Raw genomic sequence first — 22,851 nt, 5'->3', positions numbered from 1 at the left:
CGCTGAGTGGGAGGGCCAGTTCGGCGTTGTGCGACAGCCCGGTCACCGAGCGCTCAAAATCCACCCGGTCGCGGTGAGTGTCGACGGATTCCGCTCACCATCGAGAACTGTCCGGCCGCGTTCGGTGACTTTCACACCGTCGACAGAAACTCCGCGTCCGGTGTAACTCGCGTCGGTGTTGTAACGCCAGCGCAGGGTCGTAACGCTCGAGGCCGGTACTTCTGCCGTCACGCGCCACCAGGCACGGTGTCCGTGACCTGAGAGCGACGTCACCTGTCCGGGGGGTGCGCCTGCTCCGTTTGCACGAACGGCGACCGGTTGCCAAGTAACGCCGTCGGAGGACGATTCCAGCTGGAGTGGATCAGTCGGGCCTTCCGTATCCACAAAGGCGTAGAAGGAGACCTGCAACGGGCCTCCGGATCGCGGTGTCAAGGGCTGCGTACTCAGCGTAGCCGCCGACTTGTCGCCGAGGCCCGCGAACCACGCGTCGCGGCCCTGCGCGGGCTTCACCGTCATGGCTTGGGCCAGCGAAGTGGCCCAGACCTGGCGGGCCGTATTGATGGATCCCCAGTTGCGACTCGGGTGCACTCGGTTGGTCAGCAACAACGCGAACGACCGCGATTCCGGATCGATGACCAGGGTCGTCCCGGTGAATCCGGTGTGGCCCGCCGTGACCGGTGAGGAAAGCGCACCCATGTACCAGGGCTGGTCGAGCTCGAACCCGAGGCCGTGGGCGTCGTCGGGGAAGCGCTGGTTGTAGTTGGTCAGCATCGTCTCGACGGTGTCCGGCCGCAGGATGCGCTTGCCCCGGTAAGTGCCGCCGTTGAGGATCGTCTGGCAGAGGATCGCCAGGTCGCTCGCGGTGGAGAACACGCCGGCGTGCCCGGCGACGCCGCCGAGGGACCACGCGTTCTCGTCGTGCACCTGGCCGCGCACGAGCCCGCGTGGCGGGTCGGCCTCGTACTCGGTCGCGGCGACGCGGTTCAGCTTCGACGCGGGCGGGTTGTAGCCGGTGTCGACCATGCCCAGCGGCGCGGTGATGCGGTCGTGCACCACCTTGTCCAGCGTCTGCCCGGTGAGCTTCTCGATGACGAAGCCGAGGGTGAGCATGTTGAGGTCGGAGTAGAGATAAGTGGTGCCTGGCGCGTTCTTCAGCGGGCTGTCGAGCACGGCCTTGCGGCGCGACGGGATGTCCGGATAGCCCTGCCACAGCGACGGCACGGGGTCGGCGTCGAAGCCGGACGTGTGCGTGAGCAGCTGCTCGATCGTCACGGCTTCCTTGCCGTTCACGCCGAACTCGGGCAGGTAGCGCACGACGGGTGCGTTGACGTCGAGTTTGCCCTGCTCCACCAACTGCAGCGCGGCGATCGAGGTGAACAGCTTCGAGACCGACGCCATGTCGAAGATCGTGTCGTTCCGCATCGGGACCTGCTGGTCCTTCGGCAGCTCGGTGCCCGCCGCATCGGCGTACCTCAGCGCGCCGCCGACGGCGTAGCGGTCGACGACCACGCCGTCGTGGGCGAGCAGGCCGACGGCGCCGGAGAAGTGCGGGTGGCCGGACGCGTCGGGCTGCGTCCAGCTCGCCAGGAACTGCTCGGCGGACTTGATGGGGCCGGCGTCGAGCCCGACGTCGGACGGCTTGCCTTCTCGCAACGTCGTCGACGGCGCCGCGAAGCCGTGTCGCACCACGTCGAAGCGCCCGGCGAGCGGGTCGTGCTGCGTCGTGGTGGCGATGGCGGCGGCTCCTGCGGTCGACGTTGCCGCGACCAGCACAACGACCGTCGCGGCGAGCACCTTCCTAGCACGCATGACCGCTCTCCTCAGCGATAGATCAGGTAGGGCCGGCGTTTGCGGTCGAACGCGGCGAGCTCGGCGCGCCAGGCGCCGGTGACCTCGTCGACCCCGGCGCCGGCGTCGATCATGGTGCGCAGCCGGTCGGAACCCGACAGCAAGTCGATGGCGTGGTCGGGCCGCCAGCCAAACGTTTGCGGCGCGACCTGCTTCGCGGTCACGAGCATCGCGACGGCCGTGGTGATCGCGTCGAACGCTCCTCGATCGGTCACGGTGAGCTGCACGCCGCCGCAGGTCTCGTTCACGAACTTGCTGAACGTGGGGACGAAATACGTCTCGCGGAAGCGCGCCCCCGGCAGGTCGAGCGCTTCGAGCTTGTCGCGCCAGTGCCAGTCGACCCCCGGCGCGCCGATGATCTCGAACGGCCGCGTGGTGCCGCGGCCCTCCGCGAACAGCGTGCCTTCGAACAGACAAGTGCCGGGGTAGACGATCGCGGTGTCCGGCGTCGGCATGTTCGGGCTCGGCATGACCCAGTCGAGACCGGTTTCGGCGAAGAGCATGTCTCGCCGCCAGCCGCGGACCTCGACGACGTCCAGCTTCACTGGCTTCACGCCTTCGCCGGGCAGGAACTCGGTGTTGAACAGCCGCGCCAGCTCGCCGACGGTCATGCCGTGCTGCTGCGCGATCGGCTTGCGGCCGACGCCGGAGGCGAACTTCGGGTCGAGCACCGGGCCGGCGAGGCGGCCGCCGATCGGGTTCGGCCGATCGAGCACCACGAACGCTGCGCCGACCTTCGCCGCCGCGACCATCGCCGTGTAGAGCGACCAGATATAGGTGTAGAAGCGGGCGCCGACGTCGGCGATGTCGAACACGACGGTGTCGAGGCCGGCCTTGGTGAACAGTGTCGCGAGCTTCGCCGCGTCGGCGCCGTACGCGTCGTATACGGGGATGCCAGTGCGCGGATCCGTGTAGTCGCCTTCGGAACCGCCGGCCTGCGCGCTGCCGCGGAAGCCGTGCTCGGGGCCGAAGGCGGCGACGGGGCGGACCCCGGCGGCGACCATGTCGTCGACGATGTGGTCGCCGCTCGCGAGCACGCCGGTCGGGTTGGACAGCACGCCGAGCTTGCGGCCGGTGAGCGGGCGCCAGTGCTGGGCGGTGAGTTGTTCGGCGCCGGTGAGCACTTTTTGGTGGTGCGCTGCCGGTGTTGCTTGCGCGACGGCCGAGCCGCCCGCGAGCACCGGGACGGCGAGCGCGGGGACGGCGAGGAACTTCCTGCGGTTGATGTTCACCAGCTCAACCCGTGTCCGAAGGGGTACTTGACGGTGTTCACGTCGGCGCCCGCGGGGACGTCGACGGGCAGCTTGCCGCTCGGCTTCGTCTCGCCGAGCACGACCTTCGCGAGCGCCTCGAGCGACGGCGTGATGTAGCCGTAGGTCGCGAGCCACGTGGGCACGGGGTTGGCGTACCCGGCGTCGTACGGGATCTGCGCGGCGACGGCGACCACGGGCTTGCCGGTGTCCATCAACGCCTGCAAAAGCTTGTTCTGCAAGGGAAATCCGCCGAGGTTGTTCGTGAGAACCACGACGAGGTCGGTCTTCGCGGCGGCCGCGGCGGCCTGGGCGATGAGGTCGTCCGACGGGGTCTGCCCGGTCTGCAGCGCCGTCGCCTTGGTGCCGTGGGCGGTGAGGCGGTCGGCGAGCGTCTGCGTGCTGGCCACGCCCCAGCCGGTGACGAGCGCGGTGGCGGGCTTCTGCTTGAGCGGCAGCACGCCCGCGTCGTTGGCGATCGCGGTGAGCGAGCGGTCCGCGATGCCCTGCGCGGTGGCGAGGTGCGCCGGAGTGCCGACCTTCTTCGCGACGAGCGCCGGGTTGTCGAACGGCGAGGTGAGGATGCCGCGCTTGAGCTTCAGCTTGAGCACCCGCAGCACGCTCTGGTCGATCCGCTGCATCGGCAGGTCGCCGGACTTCACGGCGGAGATCACGGAGTTGATCGCGAGGTCGAGGTGCACCGGCATGAGCAGCTGGTCGATGCCCGCTTTCAGTGCCAGCACGGGGATTTCGGCGTCGCTGTGGAGCTCGCGGACGCCCTGCATCTCCAGCGCGTCGGTGATCACCACGCCGTCGTAACCCAGCTCGTTGCGCAGCTTGCCGGTGATGATCGGCTTCGACAGCGTGGCCGGCTCACCCGACGGGTCGAGGCTCGGGAACTGGATGTGGGCGCTCATGATCGAGTCGATGCCCGCGGCGATGGCGGCCTTGAACGGCGGCACGTCGATCTTGCGCCACTCGTCCTCGGTGCGGTCGATGCGCGGCAGCCCGGTGTGGCTGTCGGTGGCGGCGTCGCCGTGGCCGGGGAAGTGTTTTGCCGTGGAGGAAACGGTTTCGAACGCCGGGCCGGAGTTCTGGTAGCCCTTGACCTCGGCCGTCACGAACTGGCTCGCAAGCCCCGGCTGCCCGGCGAACGAGCGCACGCCGATCACCGGGTTGGCCGGGTTCGAGTTCACGTCGGAGTCGGGCGCGAAGTCCTGGTTGATGCCCACGGCTCGCAGTTCGTGGCCGATGATCGTGGCCGCCTGCGTCGCGCTGTCGGTGCTGCGGCCGGCGGCGATGGCCATGGAGTTGGGGAACTCCGTGGCAGGAGCGCCCATCCGGGTGACGGTGCCGCCCTCCTGGTCGGTGCCGATCTGCAGCGGGATGTGGGCGCCGCTGGAGATCGCGGCCTGCTGCAGGCCGTTGGAGAGCTTCGCGACCTGGGTCGGGGTGTCGAAGTTGTCGCGGGTGTCGTTGTTGAAGTAGATGACGCCGCCGAGGTGGTACTTGCGGACGACCTCGGCGGGCGTGTCGACGCCGAAATCCGTCTGGTTCTTGGGGTTGACCTCATCGGCGGACTTGCCGTTCACCCAGGTGACGAACAGTTGCCCGACTTTTTCCTCGAGGCTGAGGCCGTGGAGCGCCTGCTGGGCGGCGGCGTCGAGGGCGTTGGTGTTCATCGAGCTCGCGGGCGTGCTGCCCGAGGCGGTGGCGCCGAGACCGGCGATGGCGAGGAGCCCCGCGAGGGGGACGGCGAGCGCATGGATCCTCCGCGGGCGCGTACGCGCGAGTCGGGTCGTCACGAAAGGGCCTCCCAGTGTCGTGCGCCGCGGGTGGTGAGAAGTCCACCTGGCGGCGCCGGTATCGGGAAGCTACTCACCGGCTTGGGCGTTGTCCATCGGCCGAGCGCAGGAACGTGGGGGTTGTAGTGCAGGTTTTTAGAAAACAGTCTCTGGAAAAAAGTCTCTGGAAACACTGGCGGCGCCCGTCGGCCGAAGCCGGCGGGCGCCGCCTGCAAGCGCGGAACATCTCGGGCGACCAAGCGTGCAACTCTGGTCGTACCTTCATGGACTCGGCGTCCGGCGTCCCGGTACGCAGTCCCTAGACGACGAGCCTCCCGCGGCGCGCTGCGCGTGGGTACCCGGAGTCCGCGCACGGAGGTTGCCCGGGGTGACAGAGGCTTCTCTTCTACCTCTGCCCTGGCCGGCTCAACGTCCGCACCTACTTTCTACGCCGTGAGCCCGGTCACTTCAAGAGTGTGGACGGGTGCACCGGTAAAAGAGGCTCGATCCGGTGATGCACACACCCTGAGCGACGGCCGATTCCGCTCTACGCTTGAGAAAACGGGTCGCGGTACCGCCGTGTGGGTGCCTAGCGCGGGGGCGTTCGGAACCGTCGGCGACGACTCAGGCTGTACCAGGTGGCGCCCGCGGCGAAGGCGCCCACGCCGAGCGCGACCATGCCCGCGGATCGGGCCGGGATCCGGCTGCGCAGTGACATGGGGCGTTCGAACGCGAGGATCGGCCAGCCGCGTTCGCCGGCTTCGCGCCGCAGGAGCTTGTCGGGGTTCACGGCGTGCGGGTGGCCGACGGTCTCCAGGAGCGGGATGTCGGTACTCGAATCGGTGTAGGCGAAGCACTCGGCGAGGTCGTACCCGTACGTCGCGGAGAGCTGCTTCGCGGCGACGGCTTTGTTGTCGCCGTAGCAGTAGAAGGCGACTTCGCCGGTGTAGCGCCCGTCGGCGATCTCCATGCGCGTGGCGACGCAACGCGTGGCGCCGAGCATCGCGGCGACGGGTGCGGCGACCTCTTCACCGGTGGCGGAGAGGACGACGACGTCGTGGCCGTCGGCGAGGTGGCGGTTGATGAGATCGGTGGCCTCGACGTACACGAGGGGGTCCACCACGTCGTGGAGCGTTTCTCGCACGATCGCGGAAACCTGGGCGACATCCCAGCCGGCGCAGAGCTTCGAAACCTCGGCGCGCATGCGTTCGGTCTTGTCGGCGTCGGCACCCGCTAGGGAGAAGACGAGTTGTGCGTACGCGCTACGTAAAGCGGATCGGCGGTTGATCAGCCCTTCTCTGAGTAATGGTTTGCTGAACGCCAGCGCGCTGGAAGAAGCGATGATGGTCTTGTCGAGATCGAAGAACGCGGCGACGGCTCGCCGGGGTTCTTCGGGGTGGGATTCGCGCGGCGGCGCGGTGCTGGGTTCGGCCACGTGATCAGGATAGGAGAAGCGGCGCCCGCGTACTCGCGTTGATCGAACACCGGCGCGCCCTCCCGGCGGAAAATCCATGACAGGACAGTGCATCCGGCTTTGGATGCCGTTACCGAATCGTAGGTGTCGATTGCGGCGCCAACCGGTGCCCGAGGGAGTTACAGTGTGGGAACCCGGTGTCCAACCGGGCCGGTTCAGTCCGACCCCCCGGGGCTGAACCCACGGCGGCCCTCGTCCCTCCCCCCTGGCGAGGGCCGCCCTCTTTTCTGGGGGTAGTGCATTTTTTCCTCCGCGTTCGCGGATCGCCAGGATGTTTTTCGTGGCAATTACGAGATTGCCTGGAATTCCCCGGTTCACGGGTCGCGGCTGGTCGCGCATTGTGCCTCATCGATCCGACCGGAACTCCGCGCCGAGCCGTTTCGGCGGGAAGTTGTCCACAAGCCACAGGTTGTCCACAGGCTGCGCGGTTGGCCATTGCCGTCGCGTCCGGGCCGGGTGATCTTGGTGGGACCCGGTCCACGTGGCCCGGGTTCCGCTCCGCAAGGGGGAGGCCTTCATGAGAACCGCACGTCCACTTGTCGTCGCCGCCGACGGCGCGGTGCTCGACGAGATCCTGCGCGTCGCCGCGGTCGCCGGCTGCGAGCTCGACCGCGCACCGGATCTCGCGGCCGCGCGTCCACGCTGGACGCGGGCACCGCTGGTCGTGATCGACGAGGACTCCGCCGACGACCTGCACTTACCTCGTCGTGACGGCGTCTTGGTGGTGTCGAAAGGCGCGGTGGACGTCGAGTCCTGGCGCCGCGCGGCCCTCGTCGGCGCCCGGCGGGTCCTGTGCCTGCCCGACGACGAATCAGACCTGACAGTGGCTTTGGCCGACGTCGCCGACGCCCCCGCCGAACACCCCGGCCCGGTCCTCGCCTTGCTCGGCGGACGCGGTGGCGCGGGTGCTTCCGTGCTGGCGGCAGCCACGGCCGTCGAAGCGGACCGAGCCGGCCTGGCGCTGCTCGTCGACTGCGATCCCCTGGGCGGCGGCCTGGATCTCCCACTGGGCTTGGAAAACACCCCCGGCCACCGCTGGCCCGACGTCCGGTTGTCCGGCCGCGTCTCGCTGCCGTCGCTGGTCGACGCCCTCCCTCGCCGCGGCTCCCTGCCCGTGCTGGCCTGCGGCCGCACTGGCCCTGGTCCCGACCCGCGCGCCCTTTCCGCCGTCGTCACCGCCGGCCGCCGCTCGGGCCGCACCGTCGTCTGCGACCTGCCCCGCCACCTCGACGAGGGCGCTTTGGCCGTCGCCTCTCTCGCGGACCTGGTGGTCTTGGTCGTCCCGGTCGAATTCCGCGCCTGCATGGCCGCACGGCAAGTCCTCGACCTCCTCAGGCCCCACACCGACCGGCTCGCCATCGTCGCAAGTGGACACCCCTACGCCGGCGCACCCCCGTCCCGCACCACGGCGCTCCTCGGCCCGCCCCTGCTCGCCACCTTGCCACCCGAACGCCGCGTCGCCGCCACCCTCGAAACGGGCGAGTTCGACCTCCCGTCCAAGGGGGCCCTGGTCACCGCGGCGCGCGCCGTCCTCGCCGAACTCCACCCATCGTCGGCCGCTCTCCCCGCGGCGGCTTGAGATGGGGCCGACGTTGCAGGGGGCGGTCGAGTACTCCGTAGGCGGCGGCGTGCTCGCCCGACGCGATTTGCCGAAATCCGATCTCGGCTCATCTCCGCCTTGGCGCGCGTGCCGTGACCTTGCCGTCAGGTTGAGGCACCCGCTGCGGTGCGGACCGTAGCCCGAGCTGCCGTGTGAAGTAAGTCGTCCTTCGTTCCGGTCGGCGCCCGCTCAGTGCGCCCGACATGGCTCGCCTGCACTCGGCAGATCGCGTGGTCCTTCGCCTTTCCCTTTACCACCAACCCATCCATCGTGCGTCGCCTCTGGAGCCCAGCCATGCCCACTTACCCGAAGCCGCCGACATGACCACCGAATTCGTCGAGCGTGTCCGCAATCGGCTCGCCGGTGAGAGCCGCCTCGCGGACCCCGTCGCCGTCGCGGAGGCCGTGCGCGCGGAAGCCGGCGGCACCCTCAGCCACGACGCGGTCCTCGACGCCGTCCGCCAGGCCCACGACGAGTTTGTCGGCGCCGGTCCTCTCGCGCCGCTCCTGGAGGACCCCACCGTCACCGACGTTCTCGTCACGGCGCCCGACCAGACCTGGACCGACGGCGACTCCGGCCTGACCCGCACCGACGTCCGATTCGCCGACGAAGAAGCCGTCCGCCGGCTGGCGCAGCGCCTCGCCCTCGCGGCGGGCCGGCGCCTCGACGACGCGCAGCCCTATGTGGACGGTTGGCTCCCCGTCCCGGGCGGGCATGTCCGTGTCCACGCCGTCCTGCCGCCGATCGCGCCCCACGGCACCTGCCTGTCCCTACGCGTCCTTCGCCCCGCGACGCACACGCTCGACACCCTGACCGCACTCGGCGTCGTCAACGAAGAAGGCGCCGACATCCTCCGCTCGATCATTACGCGCCGCCTCGCGTTCCTGGTCACGGGCGGCACCGGTGCCGGCAAGACGACCCTCCTCAGTGCACTCCTCGCCGAAGTCAGCCCGCGCGAACGCATCATCTGCGTCGAGGACGCCGGTGAACTGCGCCCCGCGCACCCGCAGTTCGTCAGCCTCGTCGCGCGCCCGGCCAACGTCGAAGGCGCCGGCGCCGTCGAGCTGCCCGAGCTCGTCCGCCAGGCGCTGCGCATGCGCCCCGACCGCCTGGTGGTCGGCGAAGTCCGCGGCGCCGAAGTCTGCTCCCTGCTCAACGCCCTCAACACCGGCCACGACGGCGGCGCCTGCACCCTCCACGCCAACTCACCCTCCGAGGTCCCCGCACGCCTCGAAGCGCTCGCCTCCCTGGGCGGCCTCACCGGCGACGCCCTCCACAGCCAGCTGGCCGCCGCCATCCGCGTCGTCCTCCACCTCCGCCGCGACCCCACCGGCGCCCGCCGCCTCACCGAAATCGCGACCCTCCACCGCACCACCGCGACCACCCACACCACCCCCATCTGGCGCGACGGCCACTGGACCCCCTACCGCCCCCTCTTCGAGGAGACGACCGCGTGATCCCGACCTGCTCGCGCGCGACCAGACCCTTCAGCGCAGAGGAGAGGACCGCGTGATCACCGCCTGGCCGTTCCTGTGCTTCGGCACCGCCCTCCTCACCTGGCCGACCCTGCCGACCCGGCTGCTGGCACCACCGCGGCGACGGCTCACCATCCCCACGCCGCCGCGCCAAGCCGTCTGGGTGTTGCCGACGCTCCTCGCTCTTCCGCTCGCCGGAGTCGGAGCCGCAGTGGCGACCGCGTTGATCACCGTGGCGGCAAGGCAGGAATGGCGCAGCAGAAGGGAAACCTCCGCGGCACTCGCCCGAGCCGAGCAGACCTCGGCCGCCCTCCGCACGATGGTCGCCGAACTGCGGGCCGGCGCTCATCCGGTACTCGCGGCGGAAGCGGCAGCCGAAGCCGTCCCCGCTCTGGCAGGCGAGCTCACCAACCTGGCCACCGCCGCAAGACTCGACGGCGCACTCGAATCCCCGGAACTCCCGGAACTCGCCACGGCCTGGACCCTCGCCCGCAGGCACGGCCTCCCCATCGCCGACACCCTCGACGCCACTCGCCGCGACGTCGACGCCGCCACCATGTACGCCCGGCGGTTGCACGCCAAGATGGCCGGCCCGCGGATGAGCGCGACCGTGCTGACCGGGCTGCCCGTCCTCTGCCTCGCCATGGGGCAGGCCATCGGCGCCGAGCCGCTGACTGTGCTCGCCCAGACCGTCCTCGGGCAGCTGTTCCTGGTGGCGGGCGCCGCACTGCTCTGGGCGGGCACCGCGTGGTCCCGCGTGCTCACCGGCCGCCGGGAGGTCCGATGACGCCGTACGTCCTCGCCGCCGTCGCGCTCCTCGTCTGGCCCAGCGCGCCGAAGCCGCGGAGCCTCGCGTCACCAACCACATGGCGACCGACACTCCCGAGCCTCGGCACGAGACACGTCCTCGCTGCCGCAGTGGCCGGGGCATCGGTAGCCGTAGTCGCCGGAATAGCGGGTGGCGCACTGGCGGGAGCAACAGCCTGGTGGCTCCTCCACCGCTCCCGCCGACCGAAACCCTGCGACGACGTCACCGAACGCCTGAACTCCGCCGCCACCCTCGACCTCCTCGGCGCCTGCCTCCGCACGGGCCTGCCGGTGCCGACGGCCCTCGAAGCCGTCAGCGCCACCGCGCCCGAGCACACGTCGACGGCCATGAAAGCCGCCGCAAACCTCCTCGCCCTCGGCGCGGGACCGGCCGAAGCCTGGGCCCAGCTCAAAACCCGGCCCGGGTTCGAGGAGCTGTCAGTCGCCGCGACCCGTACGGCCCGGTCCGGCGCGGCGCTCGCCGCGACGGCCGACGAAGTCTCCCGCCGCCTGCGCGACGGGATCGGCGTCGAGGCCGAGGAACGCGCGGAACGGGCCGGGGTCGCGCTGGCGCTGCCGGTGGGACTCTGTTTCCTCCCCGCGTTCTTCGTGCTCGGCGTGCTGCCGGTGGTGCTCGGCCTGGCCGAGCGAATCGGGAGTGTGTTGTAGATGAATCCACAATGGACAGAAAGGACCGACCATGCACTTCCTCCCCGGAGACGAGGGCACCACCACGGCGGAGTACGCCATCGGCACGGTGGCCGCGGCGGCGTTCGCGCTCGCGCTGTTCGTGCTGCTCAGCGGCGACTCGATCAGCACGGCGCTGTCGGGTCTCGTGCAGCGGGCCCTCACGGTGGCGACCTGATGGCCGGCCGTCGCCGGGACGGCGGCATGGTCACGGTCGAAGCCGCCCTTTCGCTGGGCGCGCTCACGGCCGTGGTGGCTCTGCTGCTCGCCGGCCTCGCCGCGGTGCTCGGGCACATCCGGTGCCTCGACGCCGCCCGCGAAGCCGCGCGCCTGGCCGCCGCCGGACAGCCCGGTGCGGCCGAGGCCGTCGTGCAGACGATCGCGCCCCGCGGCGCGCGCCTCACCATCCGCCGGTCCGGCGACGGCATCACCGCCGAGGTCACCACCGACACGCTCACCGGCTTCCACCTGGACGCCACCGCCTACGCCGTCGCCGAACCCGGAGCGCAGCAATGAAGGACAACGACGACGGCGTCGCCACCGTGTGGACGGCCATCGTGATCGCCGCGCTCGTCGGCCTCGCCGCGGCGGGCTGCTGGCTCGGCGCGGCCGTGGCAGCCCGGCACCGAGTGGAAGCCGCCGCTGACCTCGGCGCGCTGGCCGCAGCCGCGCACGCCGCCGACGGGCCCGCCCGGGCATGCGACCGCGCTCGCGAAGTGGCCGAGCATGAGGGCGCGGTCGTCATCGCCTGCAGTTGGCACGAGCGCGACGCCCTCGTCGAGGTGCGAGCGGCGAGCCCGCCCGTCCCCGGCTTGCCGCCGCCCTCGGCGCGGGCTCGGGCCGGCCCCGTCGGACTCCCGGAGTGACGCCCGCCACCGCTCGTCCACCCGCCGTTACGACGAGTGGCGCCCGGTGTTGATCATCGCCGGAGCAATCAGACGCACTGTCTCGACGAGCGGCGAACCGCCACGAGCAGCGGTAGCTGACGCACGGCGAGCGGTTAAAGCAGCTGGTCAACGGCCTAAACGACGTGGTGCGCCACAGTGGCCGCGAAGGGCGGTGAAAGTGTCAACCCGCGTGCTGGGGGACCTCAGCGGGGGCTCAACGGCCGATCATCGGCTGTCCGTTATCGGCCGAGCGGTGGGCTACCGGGCGTTCATCGCCCAGTAACCACCGGTTGTCGCGCGGCTCTTCCGCGCAATGTGCAAATTGCCGTTTAGTGAGACGTGCGCCACCAACGGCCCCGACCCGGGTGGCGCGAAACCGGACCTTGAAGGCAGGAAAGCAATGTTGGACGCGAATTGGCCGGACAGCTGGCGGAGCGCCTTCCGCATCGAACTTCGTGCGGAGGCGATCGGCCTCGCCTGGCGCGGCTGGCCGGTGCTCCCGGGGGCGACCCCGGCGCCGATCACCGGTGAGGGCGACGACCTCACGTGGCGCCGGCCGGTGCCGGTGCGGGACGACTGGCGCGAGCTGGTCGGCACCCACGCCCACGAGGTCGCCACCTGGTTCTCCAGCCGCACCCACAGCCTGCTCGTGGCCACGGGCACGGTCGTCGACGCCATCGAGGTCGGTGACGAGCTGGGCAAGCGCGCCGCCCGCCTGCTGCGTGCTCTCGGGCACCCCGCGCCGATCGTCGCGATGCCCAACGGCCGCTGGCTCTTCCTCACCACGCCCGCCGACGGCATCCCGGCCGAGCTCGCCGAGCAGGCGTCCGTGCAGTGGCACGGTGCCGGTAGCTACATCCCGCTGCCGCCGTCGCCGTTCCAGCACGGTGTCGTGCACTGGCGCGTGAAGCCCGAGGTGTGCGGCTGGCAGCTGCCCGACCCGGCCGAGGTGCACGACGTGCTCATGCGCGCTCTCGCCGACGAGCACGCCCCGCTGCTCGCGGAGACCACCGCTGCCTGACCGGTTCGACCCCGGCAAGCAGCGTCGACAACTGAAGAGATTTCACGCACCACCGTGGCCGCACTGCTCCCCGTGCTGACGCAAAGCCCCAAGCACGGTATCCAGTACGGCCACCGCCCCTGCCTTGTCCAGCGGTTCGTTGCCGTTCCCGCACTTCGGCGACTGAACACAGGACGGGCAGCCCGTCGGGCACTCGCAGGAGACGATCGCCTCCCGCGTTGCGGCCAGCCACGGGACAATCGCGGCATAACCGCGGTCGGCAAATCCCGCACCCCCGGGATGCCCATCGTGCACGAACACCGTCGCCTCCCCGGTGTCCTCGTGCCACGCGGTAGACACCCCGCCGATGTCCCAGCGGTCGCACGTAGCGAACAGCGGTAGCAGGCCGATCGCCGCGTGCTCGGCGGCATGCAGGGCACCGGGGACGCGCGCCGGAACCAATCCGGCGCCCCCCGGTGCTCTGCCAGCACCCCCGGTCCCCACCGGCGCCCCACCCTCGGCCCCGACCCGAGCGCCCCCGGTCCCCACCGGCGCGACGGCCCCGGCCCGAGCTTCAGCACCAGCCCCGCCCTCAGCACCCCCGGTCCCCGCCGGCGCGACGGCCGCAGCCGCGACGTCGCCCAGAGCACCCCCGGTCCCCACCGACTCCACGCTCTCGGCCCCGACCCGAGTGCCCCCGGTCCCCACCGGCGCGACGGCCGCAGCCGCGGCTTCGCCCAGTGCACCCCCGGTCCCCACCCGATGCGCAGGGCCGAGCAAGTCGCTCGTCACCGTGTACCAGACGGCGCGCGTGTGCAGGCTTTGTTCCGGCAGGTCCAGCGGCGTGTGGTCCAGGACCTCACCCGACGGCCGGCGGCGCAGGTAGCCGACGACCTGCGACGTCACCGCCACCTCACCCAGGCACACCGTGACACCGCCGTGGGAGCACTGTTCTTGCGTGGACAGCACCGAGATGTCCACGACCTCTCGCGGCGACGTGTGCCAGTCGGGGTCCTCGGCGTGCACGAGGGCGAGGCCGGTCTCGAGGTCGAGCTCGTCGACGACGTACGACGAACCCTGGTGCAGGTACACCGCACCCGGGTGCACGGCGTAGCAAGCCGAACCCGGGTCAACCGTGCCGAGCATGCGGCCGGAATCCGCCTCCACCACCGCGATCTGGTCGCCGCCCGAGCCTCGGATGCCGACTTCCGCGTGGGGGCGTTCGCGAGCGGTCCAGTACCAGCCGCTGGAACGGCGGCGCAGCAGCTTCTCCTCAGCAAGGTCCGCGAGCACGGCGCGCGCGGCCGGACCGCCGAACGTTTCCAGCTCCGGTTCCGTCAACGGCAGCTCCGCCACCGCGCACGCGAGCTGCGGCCCGAGCACATAGGGGTTCGTCGGGTCCAGCACGGCCGTCTCCACCGGACGCTCCAGCAGCGCAGCCGGGTGGTGCACGAGGTAGGTGTCGAGTGGATCGTCGCGCGCCACGAACACGACCAGGGCCTCGTCGCCCGAGCGGCCCGCGCGTCCGGCTTGCTGCCAGAACGACGCCAGCGTGCCCGGGTAGCCGGCGAGCACCACGGCGTCGAGGCCCGCGATGTCGATGCCGAGCTCCAGCGCGTTGGTGGTCGCCACCCCCAGCAATCGGCCGGACAGCAAAGCGGCCTCCAGCGCCCGACGCTCTTCGGGCAAGAAGCCGGATCGGTACGCAGCAACGGTTTCCGCCAACGCCGGGTCCACTTCGGACAAAAGGCGCCGCGCGCCCAATGCCGTGAGCTCCGCCCCGCGGCGTGAGCGCACGAAAGCCAGCGAACGCGCGCCCTCCACCACCAGGTCCGTGAGGATCCGCGCCGTCTCGACACCCGCCGACCGTCGCACCGGCGCGCCGTTCTCGCCCGTCAGCTCGTCGAGCAGCGGGGGCTCCCACAACGCGACCGTCCGCGCGCCCCGCGGCGAAGCGTCTTCAGTGACCGCCGCGCAGGGCAGCCCCGTCAGCCGCGAAGCGAACTCCGACGGCGAAGCCGTGGTCGCCGACGCCAGCACGAACACCGGCGACGCCCCGTAGTGCGCCGCCACCCGCCGCAGCCGGCGCAGCAGCAGCGCGACGTGCGAACCGAACACCCCGCGGTAGCTGTGGCACTCGTCGACCACCACGTAGGCCAGGTTCTTGAAAAACCGGGTCCATCGTGAATGCGAAGACAGGATCCCTCGGTGGAGCATGTCCGGGTTCGTGAACACCCAGTTCGCGTGCGCGCGCACCCAGTCGCGCTCGGTCATCGGGGTGTCGCCGTCGTACGACGCCGACCGCACCCCGGGGACGTCCAAAGAGGACACCGAACGCAGCTGGTCAGCGCCCAGCGCCTTGGTGGGCGAGAGGTACAACGCGGTCGCCGCGGAGCCCGTGGCCAGTGAGGACAGCACCGGCAGCTGGTACGCCAACGATTTCCCCGAAGCGGTGCCCGTCGACACCACCACATGGGACCCCGTGTGAGCCAGCGAAGCCGCCTCTACCTGGTGTTTCCAGGGAGTCTCCACTCCGGAACCCGCGAACGCCGACACGACCGACGGCGCGGCCCACTCCGGCCACGCCGCGAAACCGGCTGCCCGCGCGGGAAGCTCGGCCACGTGCGTGACCGGATTCTCGTTCACCGGGACCCCCGCCGTGACCCGGCTGAGCAGCCTCCGTCCTCGCTCGACCACGTGCCGAAGCTTCGCACAGGGCACCGACAGAACCGGCGCGAGATCGATCAAGTGAGCAATCACACAAGGTCACGGAACGTACCGTGACCGGGACGCGTTGCAGGCCCGCTGAGCACTACCAATACACTCCCGCAATCCACACCCTCTGTGGCGATCGTCATGTGAGACGTGCATTGCCCGCACGGCTAGCGTGTCGCTCGGTACAGATCCATGCCAGTGCAGGCACGCCGGGTACGACGAGTCCGCATTGGCCAACGGCGTTCCCAGGAGGACGAATGTCCCGGCAGTTCCTCGCGGAGGGCGGTCTCACGCTCTCCGGGGGTGGCTACACCATCGTAGGTGTGGTCGCCGTGGTCGCCCTTGCCGCACTCGCCATCGGTTACGTGCTGCTCAGGGAGGTGCTGGCCGCGGGCCAGGGCACCGCCAAGATGCAGGACATCGCCAAGGCGGTGCAGGAAGGTGCGGCCGCATACCTGAAGCGGCAGCGCAACACCCTCGCCATCTTCGGCGTAATCGTGTTCCTGCTGCTCTTCGCGCTCCCCGCCGACGACTGGAACGAGCGCATCGGTCGCTCGATCTTCTTCCTCGTCGGCGCGGTGTTCTCGTTCACCATCGGCTACCTCGGCATGTGGCTCGCGACGCAGGCGAACCTGCGCGTGGCAGCCGCTGCGCGCGAGGAAGGCGGGCGCGAGATCGCGATGCGCGTGGCGTTCCGCACCGGTGGCGTGGTCGGCATGATCACCGTCGGCCTCGGCCTGTTCGGTGCCGCGATCGTCGTGCTCGTCTACACGGGTCAGGCCCCGAAGGTGTTGGAGGGCTTCGGGTTCGGCGCCGCGTTGATCGCGATGTTCATGCGTGTCGGCGGCGGCATCTTCACGAAGGCCGCCGACGTCGGCGCGGACCTGGTCGGCAAGGTCGAGCAGGGCATCCCCGAGGATGACCCGCGCAACGCCGCGACGATCGCCGACAACGTCGGTGACAACGTCGGTGACTGCGCCGGCATGGCGGCGGACCTCTTCGAGTCCTACGCGGTCATGCTCGTCGCCGCGCTGATCCTGGGCAGCTCCGCCTTCGGTTCCAGCGGCCTGATCTTCCCGCTCATCGTGCCGGCCATCGGTGTCATCACGGCCGTCATCGGCGTGTACATCACGAAGGCGCGCGCGGGCGAGGGTGGTCTCGTCACGATCAACCGCTCGTTCTACATCTCCGCGGTGATCTCCGCGGTGCTGTCGGCCGTCGCGGCGTTCGTGTACCTGCCGAGCAGCTTCTCCGACTTCGGTGCGGAGTTCGCGGGCAACACCGGTAACCCGGCGGTTATCGCCACCGTCGCCGTGATCATCGGCATCGTGCTCGCCGCGATCATCCTGAAGATCACGGGTTACTACACCGGCACCGAGCACAAGCCGGTGCAGGACGTCGCCAAGACGTCGGAAACCGGTGCCGCCACGGTGATCCTGTCGGGCATCTCGGTCGGTTTCGAGTCCGCCGTGTACACCGCGCTCGTGATCGGTGCCGCCGTGTTCGGTGCGTACCTGCTGGGTGGCGGCGTCGCGCTGTTCGCCGTCGCGCTCGCCGGCACCGGCCTGCTGACCACCGTCGGCGTCATCGTCGCGATGGACACCTTCGGCCCGGTCTCCGACAACGCGCAGGGCATCGCCGAGATGTCGGGCGACGTCGACGAGAAGGCCGCGCAGATCCTGACCGAGCTGGACGCGGTGGGCAACACCACCAAGGCCATCACCAAGGGCATCGCGATCGCCACGGCGGTCCTCGCGGCCACCGCGCTGTTCGGGTCCTATTCGGACGCGATCACGAAGGCCGTGGGCAGCACGGACGAGTTCATCGCCAACATCGTGAGCCCGAAGACTCTGGTCGGTGTGATCGTTGGCGCGGCGGTGGTGTTCCTGTTCTCGGGCCTCGCCGTGAACGCGGTTTCGCGTGCGGCCGGCGCGGTGGTGCAGGAAGTGCGCCGCCAGTTCCGCGAGATCGCCGGGATCATGGAGGGCACCACGCGGCCCGAGTACGGCAAGGTCGTGGACATCGTCACGCGCGACTCGCTGCGTGAGCTCGCCACGCCGGGTCTGCTCGCGGTGTTCGCCCCGATCGCCGTCGGCTTCGGCCTTGGCACCGAGGCGCTCGCCGGTTACCTGGCCGGTGCGATCGCCACCGGCACCCTGATGGCGATCTTCCTCGCCAACTCCGGTGGTGCCTGGGACAACGCCAAGAAGCTCGTCGAAGACGGCAACCACGGCGGCAAGGGCTCGGCCGGGCACGAGGCCACCATCATCGGTGACACCGTCGGTGACCCGTTCAAGGACACCGCGGGCCCGGCCATCAACCCGCTGATCAAGGTGATGAACCTGGTCTCCGTGCTGATCGCGCCGGCGGTCGTCAGCCTGACGCTGGGCGGCGGCGCCAACACCACGTGGCGCATCGTGATCGCGGTCGTCGCGGTCGCGGTCATCGTCGCGGCGATCGTCGTGTCCAAGCGGCGCGGCACGGTCATCGAGAACGCCCCGGCGGAGGCGAAGGCCTGATCCGCTGTTCACTGCGAAACCCGTCCGGGGCCCGGCGCGCTGCTCGCGCGCCGGGCCCCGGCGTGTCGGGAATTCTTCCCGCACTCCGGTGGGTGACTTGCGAATGATTCTCGGATCGGTACGGTCGGGGGCACCTGGACGTCGACGGGCAGGAGGTGTCGCGGTGCGGCCGCGGTCGACCGTTCTAGCCGCGCTGGTCACGGCACTCGGGATCGGCCTTGCCGCCTGCGGGCAGCAGCCGCCGGTGCCGCAGACCCACAGCGGTGGGCAGGCCGACACCTCCAGCCAGGCCGATCCGGCCGCGAGATGGGCCGACGGCTACTGCTCGGCGGTCACCCACCTCGTGCGCACGCTCGCGAACCTGCCCGAGATCGACCCGAGCTCGCCCGAACAGGCTTCCCGCACGTCGAGCCGGCTCCTGTCTTCTGTCGTCGACGGCATCGACCAGACCGTCGACGGCCTCGACCGCGTCGGCCCGCCACCCCTCCCCGGCGATGACCAGGCACGCGGCGACCTCCTCAAGCAGTTCGCCTCCGTCCGCTCGCGCGCCGACACCGCCCGCGAACGCCTCGACACGGCCACCGACGCCTCCGCCACCAAAACCGCTCTCGGCGACGCCCGGGCCACCCTCGACGACGTCGCCGCCCTCAACGTCCTCCAGGGCCTCAACGCAACGCCGGAGCTCTCGGCCGCGGGGAAGCGGGCGCCGGACTGCCAGCAGCTCGTGGTGCCGCCGGCGCCGCGCTGACGGGGCTTTCAGCGAGGCGTACGGGGAAGTCGGCGGTCAGCTGCTGCTCCGGTCGCGGTGACCTCGTTCAACTTCCGCCGCTGCCACCCGTGCGACACGTCGAGCGGCTCTGGTCCGCTATCGGTGAGCTGCGGCGACGGGCCGTCGACCCTGGCCCAAGGTGTCGTGAGGCGTCACCGGCTGCGATCGCGCGGACGATGCGCCTGGCGCCGAATGTGTGGCGCTGACGGGGTTTTCGGTCAGGCGCACGAGGGAGCCCGGCGAACCGCCGCTGCAGACCTGGTGGTGAGGTCGTTGAACGTCCTGCGCTGCTACGGGGGCGACGTGGCGATGACCTCGCGCCCACTGTCGGTGAGCACCGGCGACGCCCGGCGGCGACGGGACTCGCTAACTCTCCAGGTCGAGCTCGCTCGTCAAGCGAATCAGGTAGCCGGCGAAGCGTTGCCGGTCGGTGGGCGACCAGGTGGCGGTGAGGTCGTTGAACGTTCTGCGCTGCCATTGGTGCGAGGCGTTGAGCAGTTCGCGCCCGGTGTCGGTGAGCTGTAGCGACGCGCGCCGCCGATCCTTGCCCGAGGTGCCGCGCGTGAGGTAGCCGGCGGCGGTCGCGTCGCGGACCATGCGGCTGGCGCCGGAGTGGTCGAGCCCGAGGTGGTGCGCGACGGTCGCGACGGTCACTTCGTCGGTGTGCTCGCTGCTCGTGTCGACGGCCTCGACCGCGAGGATGTGCTGCACGTGGCGCATCTCGCCCGTGAGCTCGGTCGACGTGCGCAGGGTCCAGCGCCGGGACCAGTGCCTGACCAGGCGGAACAATGCGGGGCCGGCTTCGGTGAGGGGTGGCGTCACGGCTTCCACCCTACCTTGACTGTGTGCGATCCGCATGCATAACGTGTGCGATATGCATGTACTTCCCCGCGGTCGCGACGCGGCCTTCGCCGCGCTCGTGCTGGGGCTGCTGATGGCTTCGCTCGATACCAGCGTGGTGGTCGCGGCGCTGCCGTCCATCGGAGCTGACCTGGGCGATCCGGGTGCGGTGGGCGGGGTGACGGCGGCGTACCTGCTGGCGGTCGCGGTCGCCACGCCGGTGCAGGGCAGCCTCGGCGACCGTTGGGGACGGCGGCGCATGTTCGTCGGCTCGGTAACAGCGTTCGCCGTTGGGTCGGTCGCGTGCGCCTTGGCGCCGAAGCTGGCCGCGTTGGTCGCGTTTCGCGCGGTGCAGGGGCTGGGTGGGAGCGGGCTGATCGTGGCCGCGGTGGCGGCGATGGCGGAGCTGTTCGATCGAGCCGAACTGGTGCGGCGGCAAGGCTGGCTGACAGCCGTGTTCGCGTTGTCGTCGATCGGTGGTGCTCCGCTGGGCGGCCTGTTGGCGGCCGTCGCGGGCTGGTGGTCGATCTTTCTGATCAACCTGCCGATTTGCGTCGTGGCTCTGTTTCTCGGGGTGCGTTCGGTGCCGGGCACGTGGCGCGCGGGCCGAATCCGGTTCGACTGGACGGGCGCGGTTCTGGTCGCGGTCGTCGGTGGTTGTGTCGTCGTGCTCAGCAGTGGTGCGGCGCTGGGGTGGGCGCCCGTGCTGGTGGCTGTCGCACTAGCCGCGACGGTTGCCTTCGTGCAGGTCGAACGGCGTGCGGCCGCGCCACTGGTCCCGCCGCGGCTGTTCGCCGACGCCCGCCTCGCGAGGGTTGTCGGCGTCACCTTCCTGTCCGGCGTGGCGCTGTTCGGCAGCTTCACCTATGTCCCACTGGCCATCGGCGTCGCGCGTCCGGCGGCCACGGGCCTGCTGCTCGTGCCGATGAGCGTCGGGCAGGTGCTGGTGACCAGCGGATTCGCGCTGCTCGCCCGCCGATGGCCGTGCGTCACGGTGTGGGGTCGGTTCGGCCTGGCCCTCGGCGTGGCCGGACTCCTTGCCACGGCGGCACTCCCGCTCCTTCAGTCCGGCCCGACGCGGTTGGTCGCCGTCGTCGTGGGGCTCGCGTGCAGCGGTGCAGCGCTCGGGCTGTCCATGCAGGCCTACACGCTGCTGGCGCAGACGTGGGCACCACCGGACATCCTCGGCGCCGGGATGGCCACACTCACCTTCGCGCGCCAGATCGGCGGCTCGCTCGGGATCTCGATCTTCGGCCTGCTCACGCTGCCTGCGGTGTTCCTCGTGGCCGCCGCCGCGATGCTGGTCGCCGTGGTCGCCGCTCCCCGCGCCGCCGACGACCGCGTGGCGGCATGATCGCCCGATCGGCGAAAATCCGCCGCCTAACCCTCGCCTCCGATCGAACTTGTGTTCTATCATGATCCGCGTGGATCGGACGATCTCGCTGTTCTCGGCGGAGGCGAGCGGCCCGGGGCTTGCGGACCTGGCCGGCCTGCTGTGCTGCCAAGGACAGATCACCGGTTTCGGCCGCACGGCAGCGCGGCTGTCCGTGAACGTCGACGAGCAGTGGCGCGCCCGGGTGCTGGCGCGCGAGTGCCGCCGGCGTGGGGCTGACGCGCAGGTGGCGGTGAGGGAGTGCGGGCGGCCGCAGGTGCGCACGTCGTTCCGCGTCGACCTCCTTCCGCTGTCCGTGCAGTGGCTGCGCCGGGGCTGCTCGGGTCCGTCCGAAGACGATTCGGGCAAAGCGCTGCCCGAAGGCTTCCGGCTGAGCGGCGCGATGCTGCGCATGTGGGCCCTGGCGGCGGGGCGGCAGGGGCCGTCGGGCTACCTGCTCGGCATGGACCCGCTGGCGCCGCACCTGCACGACGATCTGCTGGCCGCGCTGGCGCCACTGGGCGTCCACGCGCGGTTGCTGGGGCCGAAGGCCGAGGAGCCCGCCGCGCGGTTGACCGGGCGGCGCAAGCTCGACGGGCTGCTGGAGCTCATCGGCGAGGCGCCCGCGGGCGCGGAGGACGCGTGGCCCGAGCTGCCGGAACTCCGCGAGGAAACGCGGCCAGAACGCACCGAAGGGGACTCACGCCGCGGCGGAGGCGGCGGGAGTCCCCTTCAGTATTTGCTGGGTGACGTCCTTGAGGCAGTCGGTTAGGGCTTCGGCAGCGTGCAACCCGCCCGGTTGAGGTCGATCTCGCTCGCCGTCGTCAGACACGCGGGAATGCCGAACGTCTCCTCGCCGTACTTGGTGCCGGGATGCACGGTCACGTTCCCGGACCCGTCGACCTCGCACGGGTTGTCGAGCGTGCAGCGCTGGCCGTCGTCGTTCGACGTGTTGTTCACGCCGATGACCTTGCCGGTCGCGGTCTCGACGATCGGGGAGCCGGACGTGCCGCCGACGGTTTTGCACTCGGGCGTGTAGCGGATCGAGTCCTTCCACACCCAGCCGTTTTCGTGAAGCTCGTTCACGAACCCGTCGATCGAGCAGGAGTAGATGGTCTTCCAGTAGCCCGAGACCACGTCGATGTGCGTGCCCGCGGTCGGGTGCGCGGAGACGAGCTCGAGCGGGGAGACCCGGTACTTCTGCTTGATCTGGGCGTAGGTGGTGTCGAGCTGGTAGAGCGACACGTCGGTGTCGGTCATGGTCGCGTACACGACCTTCTTGGCCTTCAGCGTCCCGAGTGAACTTTTGCCGTCGGACGACAGAAGGCTGAAGGTGCGAGTGGACCGCTGACCGACGATGACCTCGCCGGGATCGGGGAAACCCGACTCCAGGCAGTGACCGTTGGAAAGTACGAGTGCGGGCGCTGTGTCCGGCGTGCCGGCCGGTTTGACGACCGAGCCGGAGCAGTTGGACAGTGCCACCGTGCCGGAGAACGTGGTGGTCGCGGCGCTCGCCTCAGGGGCGGTGACCAGGGCGAACGCGGCCACGGCCACGGCCACGGCACCGAGCAGACGTCGGGTCATGGTGGTTCCTTTCGGCTCGACGAGGTAGTAAGTGAAGCGGTGCCGACGTCAGGTCCACCACCGTCGAACGGAGGGTATCGGCGTGATCGCGAGATACCCTGCACGGCACGTGTCCGGAATCACGTGCTAGGTGTGGAGAGGAAACATCGCCGAGGTCAAAGGCGATCCGACGGGCAGGGGCCCGGCGGCGTGTCAGGCCACCTAGCCGCTGCGCGGCCGGTGCGGGCGTGCACACTGGCA

At 70.5% G+C, this 22,851-nt stretch carries 19 protein-coding genes; 12 read left to right on the top strand and 7 right to left on the bottom strand.

What is annotated here, in order from left to right; all coding sequences use genetic code 11:
- Window positions 1–42: 42 nt before the first annotated feature.
- The 4 genes from ABZU76_RS11405 to ABZU76_RS11390 form a co-directional block, all read right to left on the bottom strand.
- Window positions 43–1,809, bottom strand: coding sequence for a serine hydrolase (locus ABZU76_RS11405; protein WP_354867573.1), 1,767 nt, complete (start codon window positions 1,807–1,809; stop codon window positions 43–45).
- Window positions 1,810–1,820: 11 nt separating this feature from the next.
- Complete coding sequence (locus ABZU76_RS11400; protein ID WP_354867571.1) at window positions 1,821–3,080, bottom strand: DUF1343 domain-containing protein; 1,260 nt, start codon at window positions 3,078–3,080, stop codon at window positions 1,821–1,823.
- Complete coding sequence (locus ABZU76_RS11395; protein ID WP_354867568.1) at window positions 3,077–4,903, bottom strand: glycoside hydrolase family 3 N-terminal domain-containing protein; 1,827 nt, start codon at window positions 4,901–4,903, stop codon at window positions 3,077–3,079. The genes ABZU76_RS11400 and ABZU76_RS11395 overlap by 4 nt, the downstream gene beginning before the upstream one ends.
- Window positions 4,904–5,471: 568 nt before the next feature.
- Window positions 5,472–6,317 (bottom strand): HAD family hydrolase, encoded by an 846-nt coding sequence (locus tag ABZU76_RS11390; protein ID WP_354867565.1) that lies wholly within the window; start codon window positions 6,315–6,317, stop codon window positions 5,472–5,474.
- A 556-nt stretch (window positions 6,318–6,873) separates the two neighbouring features.
- Between ABZU76_RS11390 and ssd the strand changes: the two genes are divergently transcribed.
- The 8 genes from ssd (at window position 6,874) to ABZU76_RS11350 (ending at window position 12,833) form a co-directional block, all read left to right on the top strand.
- Window positions 6,874–7,935, top strand: a complete 1,062-nt coding sequence (gene ssd, locus ABZU76_RS11385) for a septum site-determining protein Ssd (RefSeq protein ID WP_354867563.1) — start codon at window positions 6,874–6,876, stop codon at window positions 7,933–7,935.
- Window positions 7,936–8,276: 341 nt separating this feature from the next.
- Entirely contained in the window at window positions 8,277–9,413 is a 1,137-nt protein-coding gene (locus tag ABZU76_RS11380; RefSeq protein ID WP_354867560.1) for a TadA family conjugal transfer-associated ATPase, read from the top strand.
- A 52-nt stretch (window positions 9,414–9,465) separates the two neighbouring features.
- On the top strand, window positions 9,466–10,218 hold the full coding sequence (locus tag ABZU76_RS11375; RefSeq protein WP_354867558.1) for a type II secretion system F family protein: 753 nt from the start codon (window positions 9,466–9,468) through the stop codon (window positions 10,216–10,218).
- The gene (locus ABZU76_RS11370) at window positions 10,215–10,907 is read left to right on the top strand and encodes a type II secretion system F family protein (RefSeq protein ID WP_354867555.1); all 693 of its coding nucleotides are present in this window, start codon (window positions 10,215–10,217) and stop codon (window positions 10,905–10,907) included. Before ABZU76_RS11375 ends, ABZU76_RS11370 begins: the two co-directional genes overlap by 4 nt.
- A gap of 31 nt (window positions 10,908–10,938) precedes the next feature.
- Window positions 10,939–11,103: a DUF4244 domain-containing protein gene (locus ABZU76_RS11365; RefSeq protein ID WP_220244842.1), complete on the top strand. Its 165-nt coding sequence runs from the start codon at window positions 10,939–10,941 to the stop codon at window positions 11,101–11,103.
- A complete protein-coding gene (locus tag ABZU76_RS11360) occupies window positions 11,103–11,441 on the top strand; it encodes a TadE family type IV pilus minor pilin (RefSeq protein ID WP_354867552.1) in 339 nt (112 codons plus the stop codon). The genes ABZU76_RS11365 and ABZU76_RS11360 overlap by 1 nt, the downstream gene beginning before the upstream one ends.
- Window positions 11,438–11,791: an Rv3654c family TadE-like protein gene (locus tag ABZU76_RS11355; RefSeq protein ID WP_354867549.1), complete on the top strand. Its 354-nt coding sequence runs from the start codon at window positions 11,438–11,440 to the stop codon at window positions 11,789–11,791. Before ABZU76_RS11360 ends, ABZU76_RS11355 begins: the two co-directional genes overlap by 4 nt.
- Before the next feature lie 421 nt (window positions 11,792–12,212).
- On the top strand, window positions 12,213–12,833 hold the full coding sequence (locus ABZU76_RS11350) for a bifunctional DNA primase/polymerase (RefSeq protein ID WP_354867547.1): 621 nt from the start codon (window positions 12,213–12,215) through the stop codon (window positions 12,831–12,833).
- Window positions 12,834–12,875: 42 nt separating this feature from the next.
- Here the strand turns inward: ABZU76_RS11350 and ABZU76_RS11345 are convergent, their stop codons facing one another.
- Window positions 12,876–15,509 (bottom strand): DEAD/DEAH box helicase, encoded by a 2,634-nt coding sequence (locus ABZU76_RS11345; RefSeq protein ID WP_354867544.1) that lies wholly within the window; start codon window positions 15,507–15,509, stop codon window positions 12,876–12,878.
- Between the two features lie 275 nt (window positions 15,510–15,784).
- Here ABZU76_RS11345 and ABZU76_RS11340 point away from each other — a divergent pair, with 275 nt between their 5' ends.
- Both ABZU76_RS11340 and ABZU76_RS11335 read left to right on the top strand, forming a co-directional pair.
- A complete protein-coding gene (locus ABZU76_RS11340) occupies window positions 15,785–18,046 on the top strand; it encodes a sodium-translocating pyrophosphatase (RefSeq protein ID WP_354867542.1) in 2,262 nt (753 codons plus the stop codon).
- A 163-nt stretch (window positions 18,047–18,209) separates the two neighbouring features.
- Entirely contained in the window at window positions 18,210–18,794 is a 585-nt protein-coding gene (locus ABZU76_RS11335) for a hypothetical protein (RefSeq protein WP_354867540.1), read from the top strand.
- A 387-nt stretch (window positions 18,795–19,181) separates the two neighbouring features.
- Here ABZU76_RS11335 and ABZU76_RS11330 read toward each other — a convergent pair whose 3' ends face one another.
- Entirely contained in the window at window positions 19,182–19,637 is a 456-nt protein-coding gene (locus tag ABZU76_RS11330) for a MarR family winged helix-turn-helix transcriptional regulator (RefSeq protein WP_354867537.1), read from the bottom strand.
- A gap of 52 nt (window positions 19,638–19,689) precedes the next feature.
- Between ABZU76_RS11330 and ABZU76_RS11325 the strand changes: the two genes are divergently transcribed.
- Entirely contained in the window at window positions 19,690–21,009 is a 1,320-nt protein-coding gene (locus tag ABZU76_RS11325) for an MFS transporter (RefSeq protein ID WP_354867535.1), read from the top strand.
- A gap of 70 nt (window positions 21,010–21,079) precedes the next feature.
- Window positions 21,080–21,799 (top strand): hypothetical protein, encoded by a 720-nt coding sequence (locus ABZU76_RS11320; RefSeq protein WP_354867533.1) that lies wholly within the window; start codon window positions 21,080–21,082, stop codon window positions 21,797–21,799.
- Here the strand turns inward: ABZU76_RS11320 and ABZU76_RS11315 are convergent.
- Window positions 21,796–22,611: a serine protease gene (locus ABZU76_RS11315; protein ID WP_354867531.1), complete on the bottom strand. Its 816-nt coding sequence runs from the start codon at window positions 22,609–22,611 to the stop codon at window positions 21,796–21,798. The genes ABZU76_RS11320 and ABZU76_RS11315 overlap by 4 nt on opposite strands.
- Window positions 22,612–22,851: the final 240 nt, after the last annotated feature.

This window comes from Amycolatopsis sp. NPDC005232, assembly GCF_040607795.1.
Taxonomy (GTDB): domain Bacteria; phylum Actinomycetota; class Actinomycetes; order Mycobacteriales; family Pseudonocardiaceae; genus Amycolatopsis.
Note: the sequence above shows the minus strand (reverse complement) of the source record. Positions and strands in the feature narration are given on the sequence as shown.